Origin of the sequence: Candidatus Methanoprimaticola sp. MG2 (assembly GCF_047501175.1) — an archaeon.
GTDB lineage: Archaea > Thermoplasmatota > Thermoplasmata > Methanomassiliicoccales > Methanomethylophilaceae > Methanoprimaticola.
Map to the genome: position 1 here is coordinate 223,428 of NZ_JBEQWH010000002.1, position 17,835 is coordinate 241,262.

Genomic DNA, 17,835 nt, shown 5'->3' on the forward strand with positions numbered 1-17,835 from the left:
GTACTTACTAGGACAGCGGGTCCACGTGTGGGACCCATATTCTGCCGATCGATGCGAGAGAGACTGCTCACTCGTTGCCTTCGGACACAAGTATCACTGTGCAACCGGCATTCTTTGCGACATAGTCGGAGACACTGCCGAGGAAGAACCTGTCCAGGGATGACCTGTTGGAGCGTCCGACTATGATCGTGTTGCAATCATACCTGTCGGCGACATCCAGGACCATCTCGTCAGCCTTTCCGGTCTCGATTATAGAATGGACGGTGGCACCCGCATTGGCCGCCTTCTTCTGGGCCGCCTGCATGTACTCGCGGACTGCCTCATCGGGACCCTCAGGGTCCATCTGCTCTTCCCTGACGACGGTCAGTATGTACAATGGATCTTCGAATCTGACGGAATACTCGATGGCGTAATCCAACGCCTTCTCGCTCGTTGGCCTGCCGTCATAGGCTAGGAGTGCTGTCATAGCGTCATGAGAGTTGATTATCTGGCTATAAAGATTCCCATGAATCCTTTGAAGAAAATGAATGTGCCAGACAACAGATAATGCCAGGCGGGCAATACCCGCCTGTAAAATGTTTAGGGGGGATTCAACCTCAGAGACCGTAGTTCTTGGGGTTGTAGAGAGGCACGGAGTCCTTGAACTCCTTGGTGCAGTACTCGACGAACTTGGCTTCGTCGTCGGGCAGTGCCTCGAGCTTCTTGATGATGTCCTGGACAACCTCAAGCTGCTTGTTGGTGAGGGCGAGCTCCTTGGAGTCGTAGCCCCTCATGATGATCTTTGCACCGGTAAGTCCGGCGGCCTTTGCCCTGAGGTAGAGGTTGTCACCGTTTGCGGCGATGGCCTGTCCGATCTCGAAGGCGTGGTCGTAAGCGAGGACGTAGGCCTCGGGGCCTCTGAACCTGTCAGAGTACATGTACATGTCCCTGAGAGACTTCTCCTGCTTGAGCTGGATAGCGGTGTTCATCAGAGCGGCCTCGTATCCGAGGGATCCTCCCCAGCACTGGACGGAGGTTCCTCCGAACTCGGGGTGGTACTCGACGGACTCGTTGGACCAGAGGTCACAGCACTGTGCGATCAGGTTACCCTGGAGATCGCAGTGTGCGCACTGGCAGTTCTTACCCTCCTGGGCAGTGGGCTTTCCGGTGATGGACTTCACGATGGGTCCCTCGTATCCGCAGTCCTTGTCAGGTCCGACGGCTCCAGCCTCGCAAGCAGCGAGGGTCCTGGCGGCAGAGATGCACCTGGTGACTGCAGAGAAGGTCCTCTGGACATCGTTGTCGAGGTATCCGCCGGCCATGAACATGGCGACGTTGGCTCCAGAACAGTTGGTATCTCCTCCGGGGATGGTCTTGTGCTTCTTACAGATGTTGACGCACTCCTCCCAGATGTAGGACATGTCGATGGATCCGAGGTATCCGACACCGAACAGGAAAGCGATGATGTCTCCGTTGGTGACAGCGTAGTCGGCGAACTCTTTTCCTCCGACGGACTCGACGGAGAAGACATCCGCACCGTTCTCGCAGGCGAACTCAGCGCACTCGAAGAACTTGTGAGCGTATGCGTGCTCGGACTTGTCGACCTCGGGCCTGAGTCCCTCGTCAGCCTCACGCTGGTCGGGGATGGTCTGCCTGACGGCGCAGTTCAGTCCGTACTCCTCGTGGAACTTCTCACAGATCTCTTTCTGACCGGAGACGACAGGGGCGCACAGCTTCTCCTGGTTCATCTGGGAGACCCACTCGGTCTCGAGCTGAACGTTGGGGAATCCGGCGGTGACGTACCTGTTCAGGATGTCCTTGGAGATGTAGTCGACGTACTCCTTCCTGAGTTTGGCGGGGTCCTTCTCGGTTCCGGGCCTGGGAGCGTAGTTGACCTCGGGAACGACGTATCCTGCACCAACTTTGAGTCCAAATCCATAGGACAGGGGGTGCTGGGAGAATCCGAAGACCATGTCATCGGCTTTGTCGTAAGCCATCTTTGTGCATCTAGTAACTGCCATCTTAATCACTCTCCGTTAACGATCTCATCCCACTCTTCCCTGATCTGCTTCCAGTCGTAGCCAGCGAGCAGCTTGGCAGCGATGAGGGGGGTCTGGGGTGCCTTCTCGGAGTAGATTCCGAGGTCGTAGGAGTTGGCGAAGTCCCTGTTGACTGCTCCTCCGCATCCCATGATGGGGGTGTTGTAGCCCTTCTCCTTCAGGATCTGGGCCTCAGCGGGGAAGGCGGTCATGGTGGTGGTCATCAGAGCGGTACCGGAGATGAAGAGGGGCTTGACCTCCTCGACCTTGGCGACAGCGTCGACGATGGGGACGTCACGTCCCATGTCGATGACGTTGTAACCGGATGCCCTCATCATGACAGCGGCGATGTTCTTTCCGATGTCGTGGGGGTCTCCCTCGGCTGCGTGCATGACGACGGTTGCCTTAGGCTGGAGTCCACCGGGAACCTGCTTCTCAGCGAGTGCGATTCCGATCTCCATGGTCTTGGCGGCCATCATAATCTCAGGCAGGTAGTAGACGTGCTCTGCGTACAGCTTCGCGACAACTTCCATTCCGGCAACAAGTCCGTCATTGATGATCACGAGCGGGTCCTTCTCCTTCAGAGCCTGCATAACGGTAGGTCCGACGGTCTTGAACCTCATGTACATAACCTCCTCAGCGACCTTGTTCAGGACAGGGTCGGTAGGGAGGAGCTTTTTAGCCATTTCCTCGGGCGTGACCTCGACCTGCATGTCGACGTCGTAGCGCTTGAGGACTTTGCTAAAGTCTGCACCTTCGCAACTAAGCATTCTATTTCCTCCGTAAGGGCCGAACACCCTTACAATCGCCGAAAAAGAGGATTTGGTATTTTAGGAATTTGATGGATGTTTCTAATATCCATACATTTGATTGTATTATTATTTAAAAAACATACCATATCTCCCATCCAACTAGTGGGTTATGTAGTGTTGTATATAATATTATCTATTCATTGGATAGGATACATCCAACAACATAGTACAAAACCATACTGTCACTTCAATGAGAAAACATGCCCACCATGACTGCTGGCTCATGTCAGAAACAGCCAATGTTCCGCAAAGACCGGACGGATCTTCGGAGAGAACGCTGGATGATGATGGATGGATGAAAAGGATGTGGGGCCCGAAGGCCCCGTAAATGGTTTGGGGGATGAATCAGACTCAGAGTCCGTAGTTCTTCGGGTCGTAGAGAGGCACAAGGTCCTTGTACTTCTTGTCGGCGTAGTCGAAGAACTTACCCTCGTCGTCGGGCAGTGCCTCGAGGTCCTTGATGATGACATTGAGGACTTCGAGCTGCTTGTTGGTGAGGGCGAGCTCCTTGGTGTCGTATCCGTTCTTGATGATCTTGGCTGCGGTGAGACCGGCTGCCCTGGCCCTGAGGTAGATGTTGTTTCCGTTCTCAGCGATGGCCTGTCCGATCTTGTAGGCGTTGTCGTAGGCGAGGATGTATCCCTCGGGTCCACGTGCCCTGTCGGAGATCATGTACAGGTCCCTGAGGGTCTTCTCCTGTCCGCACTGGATGGCGGTGTTCATCAGGGAAGCCTCGTATCCGATGGATCCGAGCCAGCACTGGACGGAGGTTCCTCCGAACTCGGGGTGGTACTCGACGGACTCGTTGGACCAGAGGTCACAGCACTGTGCGATCAGGTTACCCTGGAGATCGCAGTGTGCGCACTGGCAGTTCTTACCCTCCTGAGCGGCGGGCTTTCCGGTGATGGCCTTCACGATGGGTCCCTCGTATCCGCAGTCCTTGTCGGGTCCGGTGGCGCCGCACTCGGGTGCCACAAGGGTCCTGGCTGCAGAGATGGCCCTGGTCACAGCGGAGAAGGTCCTCTGGACATCGTTGTCGAGGTATCCTCCGGCCATGAACATAGAGGTGTTGGCTCCGGAACAGTTGGTGTCTCCTCCAGCGACGACCTTGTTCTTCTTGCAGATGTCGATGAACTGGGACCATACGTACTCCATGTCGATGGATCCGAGGTATCCGACACCGAACAGGAAGGCGGTGATGTCTCCGTTGGTGACAGCGTAGTCGGCGAGCTCTTTTCCGCCGAGGGTCTCACAGGAGAGGATGTCTGCTCCGTTCTCGCATGCGATCTCGGCGCAGTTGAACAGTGCCTCGGGGTAGGCGTGCTTTCCGCCCATTCCGGGCCTGTATCCCTCTTCAGCCTCACGCTGGTCGGGGATGGTCTGCCTGACTGCACAGTTGATTCCGTACTCCTCGTGGAACTTCTCACAGATAGCCTTCTGTCCCTCGACAACGGGGGTGGCCATCTTGGGGTTACCCATCTGGGAGATCCACTCGGTCTCGAGCTGGACGTCGGGGAATCCAACGGTGACTGCCCTGTTGAGGACATCCTTGGAGATGTAGTCGACGTACTCCTTCCTCAGAGTCTCGGGGTCCTTCTCCTTTCCGGGCCTGGGTCCGTAGTTGATCTCAGGGATAACGCGGCCGGCTCCGACCTTGATTCCGAATCCGTAGGAGATAGGGAATTTGGAGGTTCCGAAGACCATTTCATCCGCGCTGCTGTAAGCCATTTTGGTGCATCTTGTTGCTGCCATCTTAATCACTCCTCCCCGTTGACGATGTTGTCCCACTCGTCCCTTATTCTCTTCCAGTCGTATCCAGCAAGGATCTTGTCTGCGATGGGCGGGGTCTGGGGTGCCTTCTCGGAGTAGATTCCCAGAGGGAAGGACTCTGCGAAGTCCCTGTTAACTGCACCGCCTGCTGCCATGAAGGGGAGTTCGACGCCGTCTGCGACGAGCTTCTCGGCTGCCCTGGGGAATGCAGTCATAGTGGTGGTCATGAGAGCGGTACCGGTGACCATGATGGGCTTGACCTCCTTGACTTTGGCGACGACATCGACGACTGCGACGTCCTTACCCATGTCAATGACGGTGTATCCGGAGGACCTGAGCATGACAGCGGCGATGTTCTTTCCGATGTCGTGGGGGTCTCCCTCGGCCGCGTGCATGACGACGGTTCCTTTGGTCTCTCTTCCGCCGGGGATCTGCTTCTCGGCGATGGCGATTCCGATCTCCATGGTCTTGGCGGCCATCATGATCTCGGGCAGGTAGTAGATGTGCTCTGCGTACAGTTTCGCGACGCACTCCATTCCTACGACGAGTCCGTTGTTGATGATGTCAAGGGGCTGCTTGGACTGGAGAGCCTTGGTGGTGGCAGGTCCGACGTCCTTGAACTTCATGTACAGGACGGTCTCCGCGACCTCTTTGAGAACGGGGTCTGCGGGCAGCATTTTCTTTGCAACGGCCTCAGGGGTGGTCTCGTTCTGAGCATCAACGTCGTAGCGTTTCAGGATCTTCCCGAAGTCCACCTTCTTGTAGTCAATCATATGTTTTCCTCCTATGTCTCGTCGGAATCGCTCCCAACTCAACGGATTCCCAATTCCTATCGATTGTATTTAATCGATGTTAAGGATGGTACATACATCCCTACTTTTTATATTCCTACATATCTTTTATATATTAGTGTCCGCAACTTTTCATTGATAACTCAATAAGTTGCTATTTCATTTATATATTATATTTAAATAAAAAAGCCTATAATATAAAGAAAAACAATATTATCCTAATTAGATAATTATTGTAATTATTTCTATAATTCGGAATTTCAAACAGTCAATCCGTACAGACAATCGGCGATTACCGGAGTATTTTGATGGATATATCGTGCATCCAACCACCCTTGCCCCCATGCAGCACACACCATTTTTCTTGCGATACCTATAGTAAATAATAGCAGGCGGTGGCAGGCATAGTTAACTGAGCTAAACCTGGAAATTATCCTTGCAATGGGTATATATGATTGAGTTATTGGGTCACTCATGTATGTCTACATACTGGGTGGCTTCCTCGGAAGCGGGAAGACCACTCTGCTGATGAAATTGGCCTCCATGTATACGAAACGCGGCGAGAAGACCGCCCTCCTCGTAAACGAATCTGGAGAGATCGGAGTAGACGGCGCCACCCTGAAGGCCCAGGGATACGACGCGATGGAACTGCCCAACGGATGCATCTGCTGCTCCCTCTCGGGGACCCTGCAGACCGCCCTGAAGAACATCAAGAACGACATCGACCCCGACATAATCATCGTCGAGCCCACCGGACTCGCCCTCCCCCACAAGGTGAAGGAGCTCGTCAACGTGTCGATGATCGACCCCGACGAGACGTACATCATCGGGATCGCGGACATCCAGAGGTTCGACGACCTCGTCAAGAAGAAGGAGCAGTTCTTCAAGATGCAGATGTCCCACGCGGACTTCATCATAATCAACAAGAAGGACCTCGCCAGGCCCGGACAGATCGAGGAGGTCACCAAGTGGCTCAACTCCGAGTTCCCCAACAGGCCGGTATTCTCCGTCTCCGCCAAGACCGACGAGAACATCGATCAGCTCTACGAGATGATGAGATGAGCGACGGACACCACCATCACCACCATGACGGCGAGGAATGCCATTGCCACGATCACGACCACCACCATGATCATGACCATGAGCAGACGTCCCTCGAGGTCGCCGACGGATGCGCGGAGGGCCTGCAGGGTACCATCACCGGATGGAACGCGGACGCCGAGGCCAGGATGGCGAAGGCCCTCCTGTCCGTCGGACAGTGGGTCACCAAGGAGTCCGGATGCCTCCTCGGCCACATCAAGGCGGCCGTCGTGGACGGGGACGGGAAGGGACTGACCCTGAACCTCACCGATCTCGAGAACGGCGTGGAGCACCACGGCACCCTCGAGCCCATGGAGAAGGTCCGCTTCACATTCATGTGCGCCGTCGTCGACGTGGACGAGCACGAGCTCAGGCACAGGATGTTCCACGCGATCGACGACACCGGACTCGACTACGAGCTGGACGAGCATGTGGAATGCCACTGCCACGATCACGACCATGAGCACCACCATCACCACCATGACGGCGAGGAGTGTCACTGCCATGACCATGAGCACCATCATGACCACGATCACGAGTGCCATTGCCACGATCACCACCACCATGACGGTGAGGAATGCCACTGCCATGACCATCATCACGATCACGAAGAGGGCCGCAGGGATGCAGAGCCCGAGAAGAAGGAGAAGAAAGGCTCCTTCCTCGACAGACTACGGAGGAAAACAAAATGAGCTACGGAATATCGATCGACATAGGAACCAGCGGGAGCAGGGCCCATGCCGTGGACCTGAAGGACGGTAAGATCCTGTCCACATCGGTCACGGAATGCCACCCCCTCCCGGGTGCCAACATCATGGACCACCTGACGTTCTGCATCAACGTGGGCACGGATGTCGCGCACAAGATCCTCATCGATACGGAGAACAAACTGATCAGGACCCTCGGCGTGGACCTCAATCAGGTCGAGAGGGTGAGCATCTGCGGGAACCCCATACAGCTCTCGCTGTTCCAGGGGATCCCCGTCGACGACCTCGCCTTCGCAGGGGAGAACGCCCACAAGGCCAGGGGGATCCAGGCCCAGAAGAGGGATGCTGGAGTGTTCTCCGCCGTCGACGTCGGGCTCGATGTCAAGGACGGGTGCGAGCTTCTCGTCCCGCCCGCGATCAGACACGAGATCGGCGCGGACGCCCTCGCCATGATGTACAAGAGCGGGTTCCTGGACGATAAGAGGAACTGCCTCGTCACGGACTACGGGACGAACGCTGAGATGGCCCTGAAGATCGGGGACGAGATCTACACCGGATCCGCCGCGGCGGGACCCGCCATGGAGGGACAGTCCATCAAATGCGGGATGCTCGCAGGGCCCGGAGCCATCTCCGACCTGACCTACGACTTCCAGTGGGTCACACAGGTCCTCGACGACGACATCCTCCCCAAGGACGGGGACAGGGTCGACTTCGGACTCGAGACCATAACCCCCTCCGGACCCATGCACGGCAAGGCGACCGGGATCACCGGTACTGGTGTCATCGCCGCCGTCGCCGCGGCACTGGACGGGAACCTCTGGAAGAAGGGCAAGCTCACCACCAGCGATGGGAAGCTCCACCTCCAGGACGGGGTCTACATCGACTCCCACGACATATCCGAGGCCCTGAAGGCCATCGGTGCCATGCGCGCCGGGCACTTCACCCTGCTGGAGCATGCCGGCATCAAGTTCGAGGACATGAAGGTCATGTACATGGCCGGGGCCTCCGGTACGTACGTGGACGCCGTGAAGGCCAGGGACGTCGGACTCCTTCCGCCCTCCTGCGACACGATCTACCAGTGGGGCAACACCTCGCTCGCCATGGCGACCGACATCCTCAAGGACCCCGAGCTGCTGGACACCCTCCAGGGAATCGCCAACGGCATCAGGGCCAACCACATCATGTTCGCCGGCGACAAGATCTTCGAGCAGATCTACACCCAGGAGCTCGCACTGTGCGACGAGGGCATGCCCATGGAGATGTACAACTCCAACAACGTCATGGCAGGACTGCAGGAGCTGCCCAAGCCCCGCGGGACCCCGACCATCCACCGCATGGTGCAGCGTGACATCCCCGACCTCGGAGAGCGCGGACTGTTCATCATGCACGAGCTCGGGACCCAGCTCCGCGGCTACATGGAGGGCTGCACCGGGTGCAAGAAGTGCGAGAGGGAGTGCCCCGAGCATGCCCTCACCGTCAAGGACGACAAGGAGATCGTCGTCGAGACCAAGAACTGTCTCGGCACAGCGTGCTACCGCTGCCAGTTCTCCTGTCCCGAGAAGGTCTACAAGTACGACAATCTCAAGCTCTCCCTGTGAGCTTGGTCGTCAACGGGGTCTTCGGACCCCCTCTTAACCTCACATCATTCTGACGTCCGGCACATCGCGGGGGACGGTCCTCCTGAACCTGGACCTCGGGTGGCCTATCACGAACACCGCGCCCAGCACAAGGTCCTCGGACATCCCAGGGAAGAACCCCATGAACCTTCCGTGGTCCTCATCGTCGGCCATCTGTATCCAATGGGAGTAGAACCCTCCCAGGCCCATCGCGCAGGCCATGAGCTCTATGCGCGCCATGGCTATGACCGAATCCTCCCTGTGCTTGGAGAACGCCAGTATCATCTGGCGCCCCTCCCACAGGAGCGGGTTGTTCCCCATGGGGAACGGGTCGTTCAGATAGTCGATCAGCTGCCTTATCCGGGGGAGCTCGTCGGCCCTGGGGGACATTATGTCCGCTATGTGGAGCATGAACCTCCTGAGGTCCCTGTCGATGACGACGAAGCGCACATCGGCCGAGTTCTGCACCGAGGGAGAGGTCCCTGCCGCCCTGAACAGCGAACCGAACTCCTCCTCCGTCACCGGGTCCGTGGTGAACCACCTGCTGCTCCTTCTCCTCTCCATGAGGTCCATCAGATCGGCCGGGGCTATCGGGGGTGCCCGCGGATCGTACTCCCTCGGCTCGAAGTCCGGATACCTGGTCAGTGAGATGGCATTCTCCGGACATATCGCGAGACAGTGGCCGCAATCGAAGCATCCCATGCCCCCTCCGGTCTCCGACGGGTGCCCCACCTCCATGACGATGTTGCCGCGGATACAGACGGAGGCGCATGCGGAACAGCCGATGCAACGGAAAAGGTCTATGGATAGGTGATCCATGACATGAAAGTGCCCGGACCCCCTATAATGGTTGGGGGCCCGGTCAAGGTTTGACGTCACTCCATGACGTTCTCGGAACGCAGTTCCTCGAGGATCTCCTTCCTGAGGGCTGTGAACTCAGGGGACGCACGGTCCCTGGGCCATTCCCAGGGGATGTCGAAGATCGATTTGATCGATGCGGGCCTCTTGGTGAGCACGACTATCCTGTCCGAGAGGTAGACGGCCTCGTCCACCGAGTGTGTGATGAATATGACGGTCTGATCGGTCTTCATCAGGATGTTGACGAAGTTCTCCTGCATCAGATTCCTAGTCTGCGCGTCGAGAGCACCGAACGGCTCATCCATCAGAAGCACCTCCGGACTTGTGGCGAGTGCCCTTGCTATTGCGACACGCTGCTTCATCCCACCGGACAGCTCATGGACGCGAGCATCCGCGAACTGATCCAGACCCACCATCTCCAGAAGCTCGTCGGACCTCCTGTTACGCTCCTCCTTGGGAACCTTCGCGATCTCGAGTCCGAACTCGATGTTCTTCCTCACGGACCTCCAGGGGAACAATGCGAAATCCTGGAATACCATCCCGCGGTCCGGCCCGGGACCCTCGCATCTCCTCCCATCGATCGTTATCTCCCCGGATGTGGGCGTAAGCAGTCCAGCTATCATCCTCAGCAGGGTGGTCTTTCCACATCCCGATGGCCCGACTATGCTGATGAGCTCCCCTTTCTTGACATCCAGATCGAAGTTCTCTATCGCGACGGTCTCGGAATCGTCCGTCTTGTAGGTCTTCCCGAGATTGCGGATGGAGATGAGGATGTCATCCGGAACCACAAGGTCCCTGGACCCATATCCTTGGACAATGTCGGTCGAATCTACGACAGGGACCAATGCGGACTCATCATCTACAGGACAGATGTCCTCATCGATCGCTACCAAGGACTGCTCGTCCACTGCAACTACGGACTTGTCTTCCTCGGTCATCATTCCATCCCCATTCTCTTCGAAACGTATTTTGCGACCTGTTCGGCAACACCTGTAGTGAGTAATCCGAGGACGGCGACTACGATGATACCTGCGAAGGCATAGGACCAATAGAAGTTCAATGCCATGGTGTAGATGAGGTTACCAATTCCTCCCAGAGCCTGAGCGAATATCTCTGCTGCAACGATGCACATCCATCCGATACCCAGTGCAGTCTTGAGACCGTTCAGAATATAAGGAACGGAAGCGGGGAGCACAACCTTGTAGAATATCTGTCCGCGGTTGGCACCCAGAGTCTTGGATGCGTCGATCCAGCTGGAATCGATCCTCTGGACACCGAAGATGGTGCTAGTAAGAATGGGGAACAGCATTCCCATGAATACCACTAGTCCAGGCCCCCAGCTGTATCCGAGTGCCTTCGTGGCGATGAAGATGGGTGCCCATGCGACAGGTGCGATGGGTCTCAGGACCTCTATGATCGGCGTCGCGAACTCGTTGAGGACCTTGACATATCCGAGCAGGAGACCCAAGGGGATGGCCACTATAAGGGCCATCAACGTTCCCTTGAAGAAGGTCGTGAGACTGGATTTTATCTGAGTCCAAAGACTCAGCCCCGTGAGGGGGTCGCCGTCCGTAATCAAATGCGCAAGAGCAGCGAAGGTCTCCTGTGGCGTAGGGATCGTCTCGAAGACCCCCCACTCGGCTACAAGCCACCATACGAACATGAACAGGGACAGCGAGATCACGGTGATCAACGCCGTACGTGCCCACCTCATGTACTTGTTGTGCTCATCGTATTTCAGATTAAGGACGGCTATGTTTTCACCTTCTCAGGTTCAGTTGGAGGGCGTTATCTCCTTCGCATTCATAGCATTGATGGTCATCGGAGGAGCTCCGATGAATCCGAGGCTGGCCTCTCCGGCATGAATGGCTGTGTAGACAGCAGGACCGTTAGCCTGGCTAACAACAGTGACGTCCAGTCCGTATTCATCGAAGATTCCCTCGGAGATTCCATAATGGAGTGCAAGCTGGTGGATGTCACCAGAAATGGCTGCGACCTTGATGGAGGCCTTGGAGTAACTTGCCTGAGACTCGAAATTCATTGCATCCTTGATGTAGGAGCTCTGAACGAACTTCTCTGCGAGCGCTTCAGCGGAAGAGAATCCGAGGTCGGAGTAGGACTGACCGACCTGTCCAGGATAGAAGCTCACAGCCAGGTCTGCAATGTCCTTCTTGAGGTTGGCGAGAGGGTCGCTGACGGTCTTGTCAGTGGTGTCCGCGTAGGTGTAGTTCACGAGTTTGAAAGCATCGAGGATTGCGGCTTCCTTCTGTTCATCACTGAGTCCAGGCATGGAGACCTTGTCCTTGGCGACCTTGATGAGTGCATCGTAATCGGCACCAGAGCCGGCCTCGATCGCTGCCTTCATCTTGTCCACAGACTTTATGTATGCGGCGAGGAAACGGACGGTCTCGTCAGAATGGTTAGTGATGTAGCTGTGAGAAGCTCCGATGATGCAGCATGTGTGTTCAGGGAACATGTCGTTGGTGGTAGCGATTGCCACGCATCCGTCCCTGGCTGCAATGGAGTACTGGGGCTCCCAGTTGAACGCTCCGAGAAGAGCAGGCGTTGTGCTGAGAGTCGACTTGAAATTGGCATAGTTACCGACACCAGCAAGGTAGTACAGGGTGTCGTTCGAAAGGGAAGTTCCGATCTGGTACTTCACAAACTTGAGTCCCATTACCTTGGCGATCTCACCAAGCTGGACATGCTGGATGGTAGCCTCTCCGGGATCTCCGATGACCTTTCCTCCCCAAGCACTGGGGTTAAAGACGATCCATGTTCCGTTTCCACCGAGGTAAGCACCGGAGGTGGGCTCGACATTGACTTTCGTAACATAATCTGCGGCATTCTCGCCAGCTTTGAAGTAGATACCGGAACCATCGGTGTTGACCCTACCGATGATGCTCATATCGTTGTCTGTAACGGTCGGATTATCACCGCCATTATCCTTCTCTTTGGTGACAAAGAACACTGCCACTGCGGCAATGAGGATAACGGCAACGATTCCGACTGCCATGATTTTCTTGTCCATGGTTTACACCACGGCCTCGATTTGACGGACAGGTTATAACACTATGTGATAATATTTTCCTAAATAGGCTAATAGTCCATACGCTCTGACCTGGCTTTAATGAGTGCTGGCAGACACCAGAAGGAAAGAACTGCCGTTCCTCGTTGAGCGCTCTTTGTATAAAGAGGATAACAATGGGGCACATGTCCCCAATTGTAACCATCACCCGTCGGTCCCTGCCATCATCACCCCCTTATATAATATGTAATAGGGGCGGGGTCAGAGCGCCCCCATGAAGCGGTCCCTGATCTCCGCTGCCGTGAGCGTCAGGTTCGGCGAGTCGGAGTTCTTCGGCACTATCAGGACGTGGACGAAGGACATGCCCTCCACCTCCCTGAGGATCCCGTCGAGCGCCTCCGGGTCGCCGGTGGAATAGACGTTGTCGATCCCGTACGCGACCGCGACCGCCCCCAGGTCCACGTCCAGGTAGGCCTGGTTGATCTGATTGCCCGTGGAACCGAACGTGCCGTTGTCCAGGCAGATGACCGTGAGGTTGTCGGGGTCCATCGCCGACAGCACCGGGAATATCGATGAGCCCAGCAGGCTGCCGTCCCCGTCGATGACGAACACGCGCCTGTCGGTGGACAGGGCCATCCCCAGCCCTATGGGCGTGGCCTGGGTGTAGCTCCCCAGCATGTAGAAGTTCAGCGGACGGTCCCGCGCGGCATGGACCTCCTTGGATGGCACCCCGATGTTGGAGACGACTATGTCGTCCTCGCCGACGGCCGCCATGATCCTCTCTATCGCGTCCAGACGAGTCATGGTCGGGGGCTCGGACTCGTCGTCTATCGCGACCTTCACATGCCTCCTTCTTGGAGGGTACTCCGTGATGGTCCTCCTGGACTCGCCCCACAGCTTGGGATGGATCAGAACGACCTCGATGGAACCCTCGGAGAACGCCCTGTCGATGATACCGGAGACCTTCGGGATGTCCCCCGGGTCCGCGAGGTCGGTGCACCCGATGCCGTAGCAGTCCAACAGCCCCGGGATCCTGGAGTTGAACGGGATCTGCGCCTCGATCCTCTCCCCGTCGACACCGCGCCAGCTGGCGAGGATGACCATCGGGAGACGGTAGCAGGCGGTGAGGGACATGATGGCGTTCATCATGTTCCCTATCCCCGAGCTCTGAATCGAGATCACCGGACGCTTTCCCATCAGGTACGCTCCCGCACAGATCCCGACACCGTCCTCCTCGCGGGTGATGTCCACCACGGGGAACCTCTCATGGACGAGGTCGGTGAATCCCTTGTTCTTGTCGCACGGGAGGCTGATGACCATGTCGACGTCAGCCTTCTCCAACTGTTCCGCCATCTCGTTCTCAAACATCGATAACACCTCTCAGGTCCTCTTCGGAGATGTCCGGGGGAAGCTCCGCCTCCACTCCGAGCGCGGCCATCTCCACGTCCTCGCTCACACGGTCCAGGCCCCCGCCGGTCATGTTCAGGAATATGCATTCCTCGCTGCCCACGGCCCCGGACTCCACCGCCTCGATCAGCGATGCCAGGGCGACGGATGCCGCCGGGTCGGGACGGACGTCCTCGCAGGACATCCACAGCTTCTCCGCGGACCTCGCCTCGTCGTTGGAGACCTCGTAGAACCTCCCTCCGCATTCGCTCATGGCGTCGAACACACCGCCCGCCATGGAATAGGGCGGACTGCGGTTGGTGAGCACGTCGGCATACACCTGCGAGATGTCCCCCTTCTCACCCAGGTCCTCGGCGGAGATGGTCCTGCGACCCTCGTTCCATGCCTTGGCCATGGGAGTGAACGGGCTGTTCTGGGACAGGTTGAGCCTGGGCAGCCTGTCTCCGTAACGGCCGTCCCCGATCAGGCGCATGGACGCCTCCCATGCGGATATCCCGCCGGTGCCGCTTCCGACACCCTGGAAGTAGTGGTCCGGGATCCTCCCCATGGTGACCGCCCCCTGGAGCATGACGGTCCCCATGCCGTCCCTGCGGGCGACGTTCCTGGCCCCGCCCTCCGGGACGAATCCCCCCAATGCGGTTATGCGGTCGGCCATCCTGATGGCATCGGTGTAGTCGCCGTCGACCGTGAACAGCCTGACGTTTCCGGTGTCCTCCTCGACCATCAGCCTGTCCCGTGCCTTCCTGGGAACGACGATGAGACACCTGTTCCCGGTCTGCGAGGCGGTCTGCGCGAAGGCCCTCGCGGTGTTCCCGGCGGATGCGAGGATCATCGTCCCTCCCCCGTTGTCCCTCAGACGGGCGAACGTGGGCAGGGCCTCCATCTCCTTGAAGGTGCATGACTTCACCTTGGCACCCCTCTCTGGATAGTACCCGGTGAACCCTATCCAGAGGTCCTTCAGCCCGAGCTCCCTGGAGAGCCTCTCGCTCCGGAACGCGACGGGTGCCGCCTCGGTCTCCAGCGTGGAACGCACGGGGAGCCAGTCGTAGAACTTGAAGATCCCCTCGCACGGACGCACCCGGAGCTGCTTCCTGCGATAGTTCGTCCTCAACAGGCCCTTGTGCCCGGAACCGCAGGAGAGCGTGTACCTCTCCTCGACCGTCGAACCATCCTCCAGACAGACCAGCTCATAATCTCCCATCGAAACACCTCAGTGACCAGTTCCCGTCCTCGATTTCCTCCTTCAGGATGGAGCAGAGACGCTCGGCCTTGTCCCTCGAGGACTGCCTGACCGTTATGGGGACCTCCCTGTCCCCGTAGGATACGCTACCCAGATAGGCAGAGAAGACGTTTCCGGGGCATGCGCGGACGCATAGTCCGCACGACATGCACCTGTCTGGGTCTATCCCCTTCGAGGGGTCCGCATCGACGGGGCAGACTGAGTCCGCCGAGCACCCGTCGCAGTGGATGCAGTTGTCCAGGTCCGACGAGACCGTATGGTCGGTACCGTCCCACACCGATGCGTAGGAGTCCGTGAAGACCGGCCTCCTGTCCCTGACGTCCGCCAGCGGCAGCCTGCTGCCCGCATCCGTGACGGAGGCGTCCGAGAATGCCCCGTCGCAGGTCATCGGGATCGCCACGGCGACCGATGTCAGGCACTCCGGGCCGGCCGAGGTCCTGAAGCCTCCCATGTAATCCGCATCCATGCGGTGCATATCGGCCTCGATGGAGAGGTTGGGCTTCTCCTCGGAACTCCTCGTCCCTGTGCCGAGGACCATTCCCGGCGCCCCGTTCAGGAGCGCCGATGCACCGTGATGGATGAATCTCATGCCGGGATCGTTCTGCAGCGGGTTGATGGACCCGCATCCGCTCACCGAGGCCTCCGAGAGCCCGGGACCCATGGGTTCCGGTCCCGAGAATATCGTAGCGTATTCCGAGTCGGAGCCGTTGACGAATCCCGTGTAGTTCTTGAATGCCCCGCGGGTCAGCACCATCCTGGCGAACGGGATGTCGTCCAGGGTCACCGTCCTCCTGTATGTCGCACCGTCCGATTCGACGACGACGTCGAGGGGCTTCCCTGCGACCATGTCCTTGAAAAGATGTCCCCCGCCGTAGGAACGGTCCCTGTGGGCGGTGCCGTGGAATATGCAGTCCACGAGTCCGAGGGACTCGTTGGGACAGGGTCCGACGCTCCCGCGGACGCCGTTGATTGTGATGGAATCGGCACGCTTGAAGGTGCCCGGGGATGCCACGGGGACGGTGAGGATCGCCATCGTCCCGGACATTATGCCGAATGTCCCGCATGTGACGACGTCCACGGACCTCCTCTCCCCTTCAGGGAGTCCCTTGAACTCCGAGGCGGTCATGACCTTGGCCGTGCGATCGTCTATCCTGCCCTGAATCTCATCGATGGAACGGTCAGTCATAGGATCACCACATCCTCCACGCGCACATGGGTCCCCCACGGTTTCCCGATGACCATGTTGACCAGGCCGGTGTGCGCACGGTCCATCATGCAGAATCCGGGGAGGAGGCTCTGTCTGAGGCCGAACGCCGGTTCCCTGACCATGGGCGTGGCCTTTCCCTCGAATCCGAGCATGTGGTACCCCTTCACATCCTTGACGTCGCGACCGCGTGCGTATGCCGGACCGACCACATGACCCGTGATCACGCCGGTGACGAGGTCCGCGTCCAGGACCCTGATGACATGCTGGACGGGGCATCCGGCCCCTGCGGGACGTCCCGTGACGATGTCACCCTTGACGATGTCCATCCTCTCCACCATGTCGGGCCTGAAGGGAAGGACGATCTTCCTCGCGGACGGCTCCCCGGGAAGCGCGGATATAACGAAGTCGTACTGCTGGCCGACCACGTCCGTACCGCTGTACCGCCTCTCGAGGACGGGGATCCGCCCGTCGATGCCCTTGAAGTAGAACGGGCACGACTCCCTTGCGGCCAGACCGGAGCCCACCCTCAGGACGAAGTCCTCGCAGGTCCTGCTCCCGCATGCGCCGCAGTTCTTTCCGGGCGGGACCCAGTCACTCGCCGTTGTAGATGTTGTCATCGTCGTCCAGCCTCCTGATGACCCCGAAGTGGTTCTGCCACCCTATGCTCTTCTTCCCTATGCACACCGTGCACACGCCGAGCGGGGGTATCCCCCTCAGCTCGAGGCTGTCCGGGGACTCGGCGACAGGCGCGGAGTCCACCAGACGGTAGAGGTACTTCAGACCGGTCCCCTGGATCGCGTCCGTCTCGACTATGTCCATGTTCTTGGACACGCGACGGATGCTCTCCCTGAACACCTCCTTCTCGGCCTGGGAGATGAGGTCGGTCTTCGTGACGACGCATGTGTCGGCGAGCCCGATCATCGGTGCCATCTTCAGAGGTGCGTGGGTGCCGGATATGGCCGACATGACGCAGATGCCGAGACATCCCGTCAGGTAGGGCGTGCACCTCAGGCAGAGTCCGGCGCTCTCGCATATCAGCACGGAGGCGCCCTCCGCCTCCGCCCAGGAGATGGCGTCGCGCGTGACCATTATACCCATGTGGTCGGGGCACATGTCGCCCGAGTACACCTTCTTGGTCGGGATGCCGAACTCCTCGCGGAGCTCCTCGTCCTCGAAGGCCATCACGACGTCGATCTTCAGGTACGCGACCTTCTCGTCGGGGAGGAGATGACGGATGATCTGCCTGATGACCGAGGTCTTCCCGGCGCTCGGAGGACCCGCCACCACGATGACCCTGATGC

At 58.2% G+C, this 17,835-nt stretch carries 17 protein-coding genes; 4 read left to right on the forward strand and 13 right to left on the reverse strand.

The window, feature by feature from the left end; translation table 11 throughout:
- Positions 1–67: 67 nt before the first annotated feature.
- The 5 genes from V5D86_RS02415 to V5D86_RS02435 all read right to left on the reverse strand — a co-directional run bounded on the left by V5D86_RS02415 (position 68) and on the right by V5D86_RS02435 (position 5,373).
- On the reverse strand, positions 68–466 hold the full coding sequence (locus V5D86_RS02415; protein WP_414595097.1) for a universal stress protein: 399 nt from the start codon (positions 464–466) through the stop codon (positions 68–70).
- A gap of 130 nt (positions 467–596) precedes the next feature.
- Positions 597–2,000 (reverse strand): methyltransferase MtaB domain-containing protein, encoded by a 1,404-nt coding sequence (locus V5D86_RS02420; RefSeq protein WP_414595098.1) that lies wholly within the window; start codon positions 1,998–2,000, stop codon positions 597–599.
- A gap of 5 nt (positions 2,001–2,005) precedes the next feature.
- Positions 2,006–2,788 carry a cobalamin-dependent protein gene (locus tag V5D86_RS02425; RefSeq protein WP_414595099.1) on the reverse strand — a complete coding sequence of 261 codons (783 nt, stop codon included), beginning with the start codon at positions 2,786–2,788 and terminating at the stop codon, positions 2,006–2,008.
- A gap of 393 nt (positions 2,789–3,181) precedes the next feature.
- Complete coding sequence (locus V5D86_RS02430) at positions 3,182–4,582, reverse strand: methyltransferase MtaB domain-containing protein (RefSeq protein WP_414595100.1); 1,401 nt, start codon at positions 4,580–4,582, stop codon at positions 3,182–3,184.
- Between the two features lie 5 nt (positions 4,583–4,587).
- Complete coding sequence (locus tag V5D86_RS02435; protein WP_414595101.1) at positions 4,588–5,373, reverse strand: cobalamin-dependent protein; 786 nt, start codon at positions 5,371–5,373, stop codon at positions 4,588–4,590.
- Between the two features lie 492 nt (positions 5,374–5,865).
- Here V5D86_RS02435 and V5D86_RS02440 point away from each other — a divergent pair, with 492 nt between their 5' ends.
- Genes V5D86_RS02440 through V5D86_RS02450 form a run of 3 tightly spaced genes read left to right on the forward strand, consistent with a single transcriptional unit; the run spans position 5,866 to position 8,776 of the window.
- Positions 5,866–6,453: a GTP-binding protein gene (locus V5D86_RS02440; protein ID WP_414595102.1), complete on the forward strand. Its 588-nt coding sequence runs from the start codon at positions 5,866–5,868 to the stop codon at positions 6,451–6,453.
- Positions 6,450–7,163, forward strand: a complete 714-nt coding sequence (locus V5D86_RS02445) for a hydrogenase nickel incorporation protein HypA (RefSeq protein WP_414595103.1) — start codon at positions 6,450–6,452, stop codon at positions 7,161–7,163. The genes V5D86_RS02440 and V5D86_RS02445 overlap by 4 nt, the downstream gene beginning before the upstream one ends.
- Positions 7,160–8,776 (forward strand): methylamine methyltransferase corrinoid protein reductive activase, encoded by a 1,617-nt coding sequence (locus tag V5D86_RS02450; protein ID WP_414595104.1) that lies wholly within the window; start codon positions 7,160–7,162, stop codon positions 8,774–8,776. The genes V5D86_RS02445 and V5D86_RS02450 overlap by 4 nt, the downstream gene beginning before the upstream one ends.
- 39 nt (positions 8,777–8,815) lie before the next feature.
- Here the strand turns inward: V5D86_RS02450 and V5D86_RS02455 are convergent, their stop codons facing one another.
- Genes V5D86_RS02455 through V5D86_RS02465 form a run of 3 tightly spaced genes read right to left on the reverse strand, consistent with a single transcriptional unit; the run spans position 8,816 to position 11,366 of the window.
- Positions 8,816–9,613 (reverse strand): nitroreductase family protein, encoded by a 798-nt coding sequence (locus V5D86_RS02455; RefSeq protein WP_414595105.1) that lies wholly within the window; start codon positions 9,611–9,613, stop codon positions 8,816–8,818.
- 56 nt (positions 9,614–9,669) lie between these two features.
- On the reverse strand, positions 9,670–10,590 hold the full coding sequence (locus V5D86_RS02460) for an ABC transporter ATP-binding protein (protein ID WP_414595106.1): 921 nt from the start codon (positions 10,588–10,590) through the stop codon (positions 9,670–9,672).
- Positions 10,590–11,366 carry an ABC transporter permease gene (locus V5D86_RS02465; protein WP_414595107.1) on the reverse strand — a complete coding sequence of 259 codons (777 nt, stop codon included), beginning with the start codon at positions 11,364–11,366 and terminating at the stop codon, positions 10,590–10,592. The genes V5D86_RS02460 and V5D86_RS02465 overlap by 1 nt, the downstream gene beginning before the upstream one ends.
- Positions 11,367–12,015: 649 nt before the next feature.
- Here V5D86_RS02465 and V5D86_RS02470 point away from each other — a divergent pair.
- Positions 12,016–12,084 (forward strand): hypothetical protein, encoded by a 69-nt coding sequence (locus V5D86_RS02470; RefSeq protein ID WP_414595151.1) that lies wholly within the window; start codon positions 12,016–12,018, stop codon positions 12,082–12,084.
- 857 nt (positions 12,085–12,941) lie between these two features.
- Here V5D86_RS02470 and comD read toward each other — a convergent pair.
- From comD to V5D86_RS02495, 5 genes are read right to left on the reverse strand one after another with little or no spacing between them, the layout of a single operon-like run.
- Positions 12,942–14,048: a sulfopyruvate decarboxylase subunit alpha gene (gene comD, locus V5D86_RS02475; protein ID WP_414595108.1), complete on the reverse strand. Its 1,107-nt coding sequence runs from the start codon at positions 14,046–14,048 to the stop codon at positions 12,942–12,944.
- Entirely contained in the window at positions 14,041–15,288 is a 1,248-nt protein-coding gene (locus tag V5D86_RS02480) for a cysteate synthase (protein ID WP_414595109.1), read from the reverse strand. The genes comD and V5D86_RS02480 overlap by 8 nt, the downstream gene beginning before the upstream one ends.
- Positions 15,275–16,513 carry a methanogenesis marker 16 metalloprotein gene (locus tag V5D86_RS02485; protein ID WP_414595110.1) on the reverse strand — a complete coding sequence of 413 codons (1,239 nt, stop codon included), beginning with the start codon at positions 16,511–16,513 and terminating at the stop codon, positions 15,275–15,277. The genes V5D86_RS02480 and V5D86_RS02485 overlap by 14 nt, the downstream gene beginning before the upstream one ends.
- The gene (locus V5D86_RS02490) at positions 16,510–17,151 is read right to left on the reverse strand and encodes a (Fe-S)-binding protein (RefSeq protein WP_414595111.1); all 642 of its coding nucleotides are present in this window, start codon (positions 17,149–17,151) and stop codon (positions 16,510–16,512) included. Before V5D86_RS02490 ends, V5D86_RS02485 begins: the two co-directional genes overlap by 4 nt.
- Positions 17,126–17,833 (reverse strand): GTP-binding protein, encoded by a 708-nt coding sequence (locus V5D86_RS02495; protein WP_414595152.1) that lies wholly within the window; start codon positions 17,831–17,833, stop codon positions 17,126–17,128. Before V5D86_RS02495 ends, V5D86_RS02490 begins: the two co-directional genes overlap by 26 nt.
- Between the last annotated feature and the right edge of the window lie 2 nt (positions 17,834–17,835).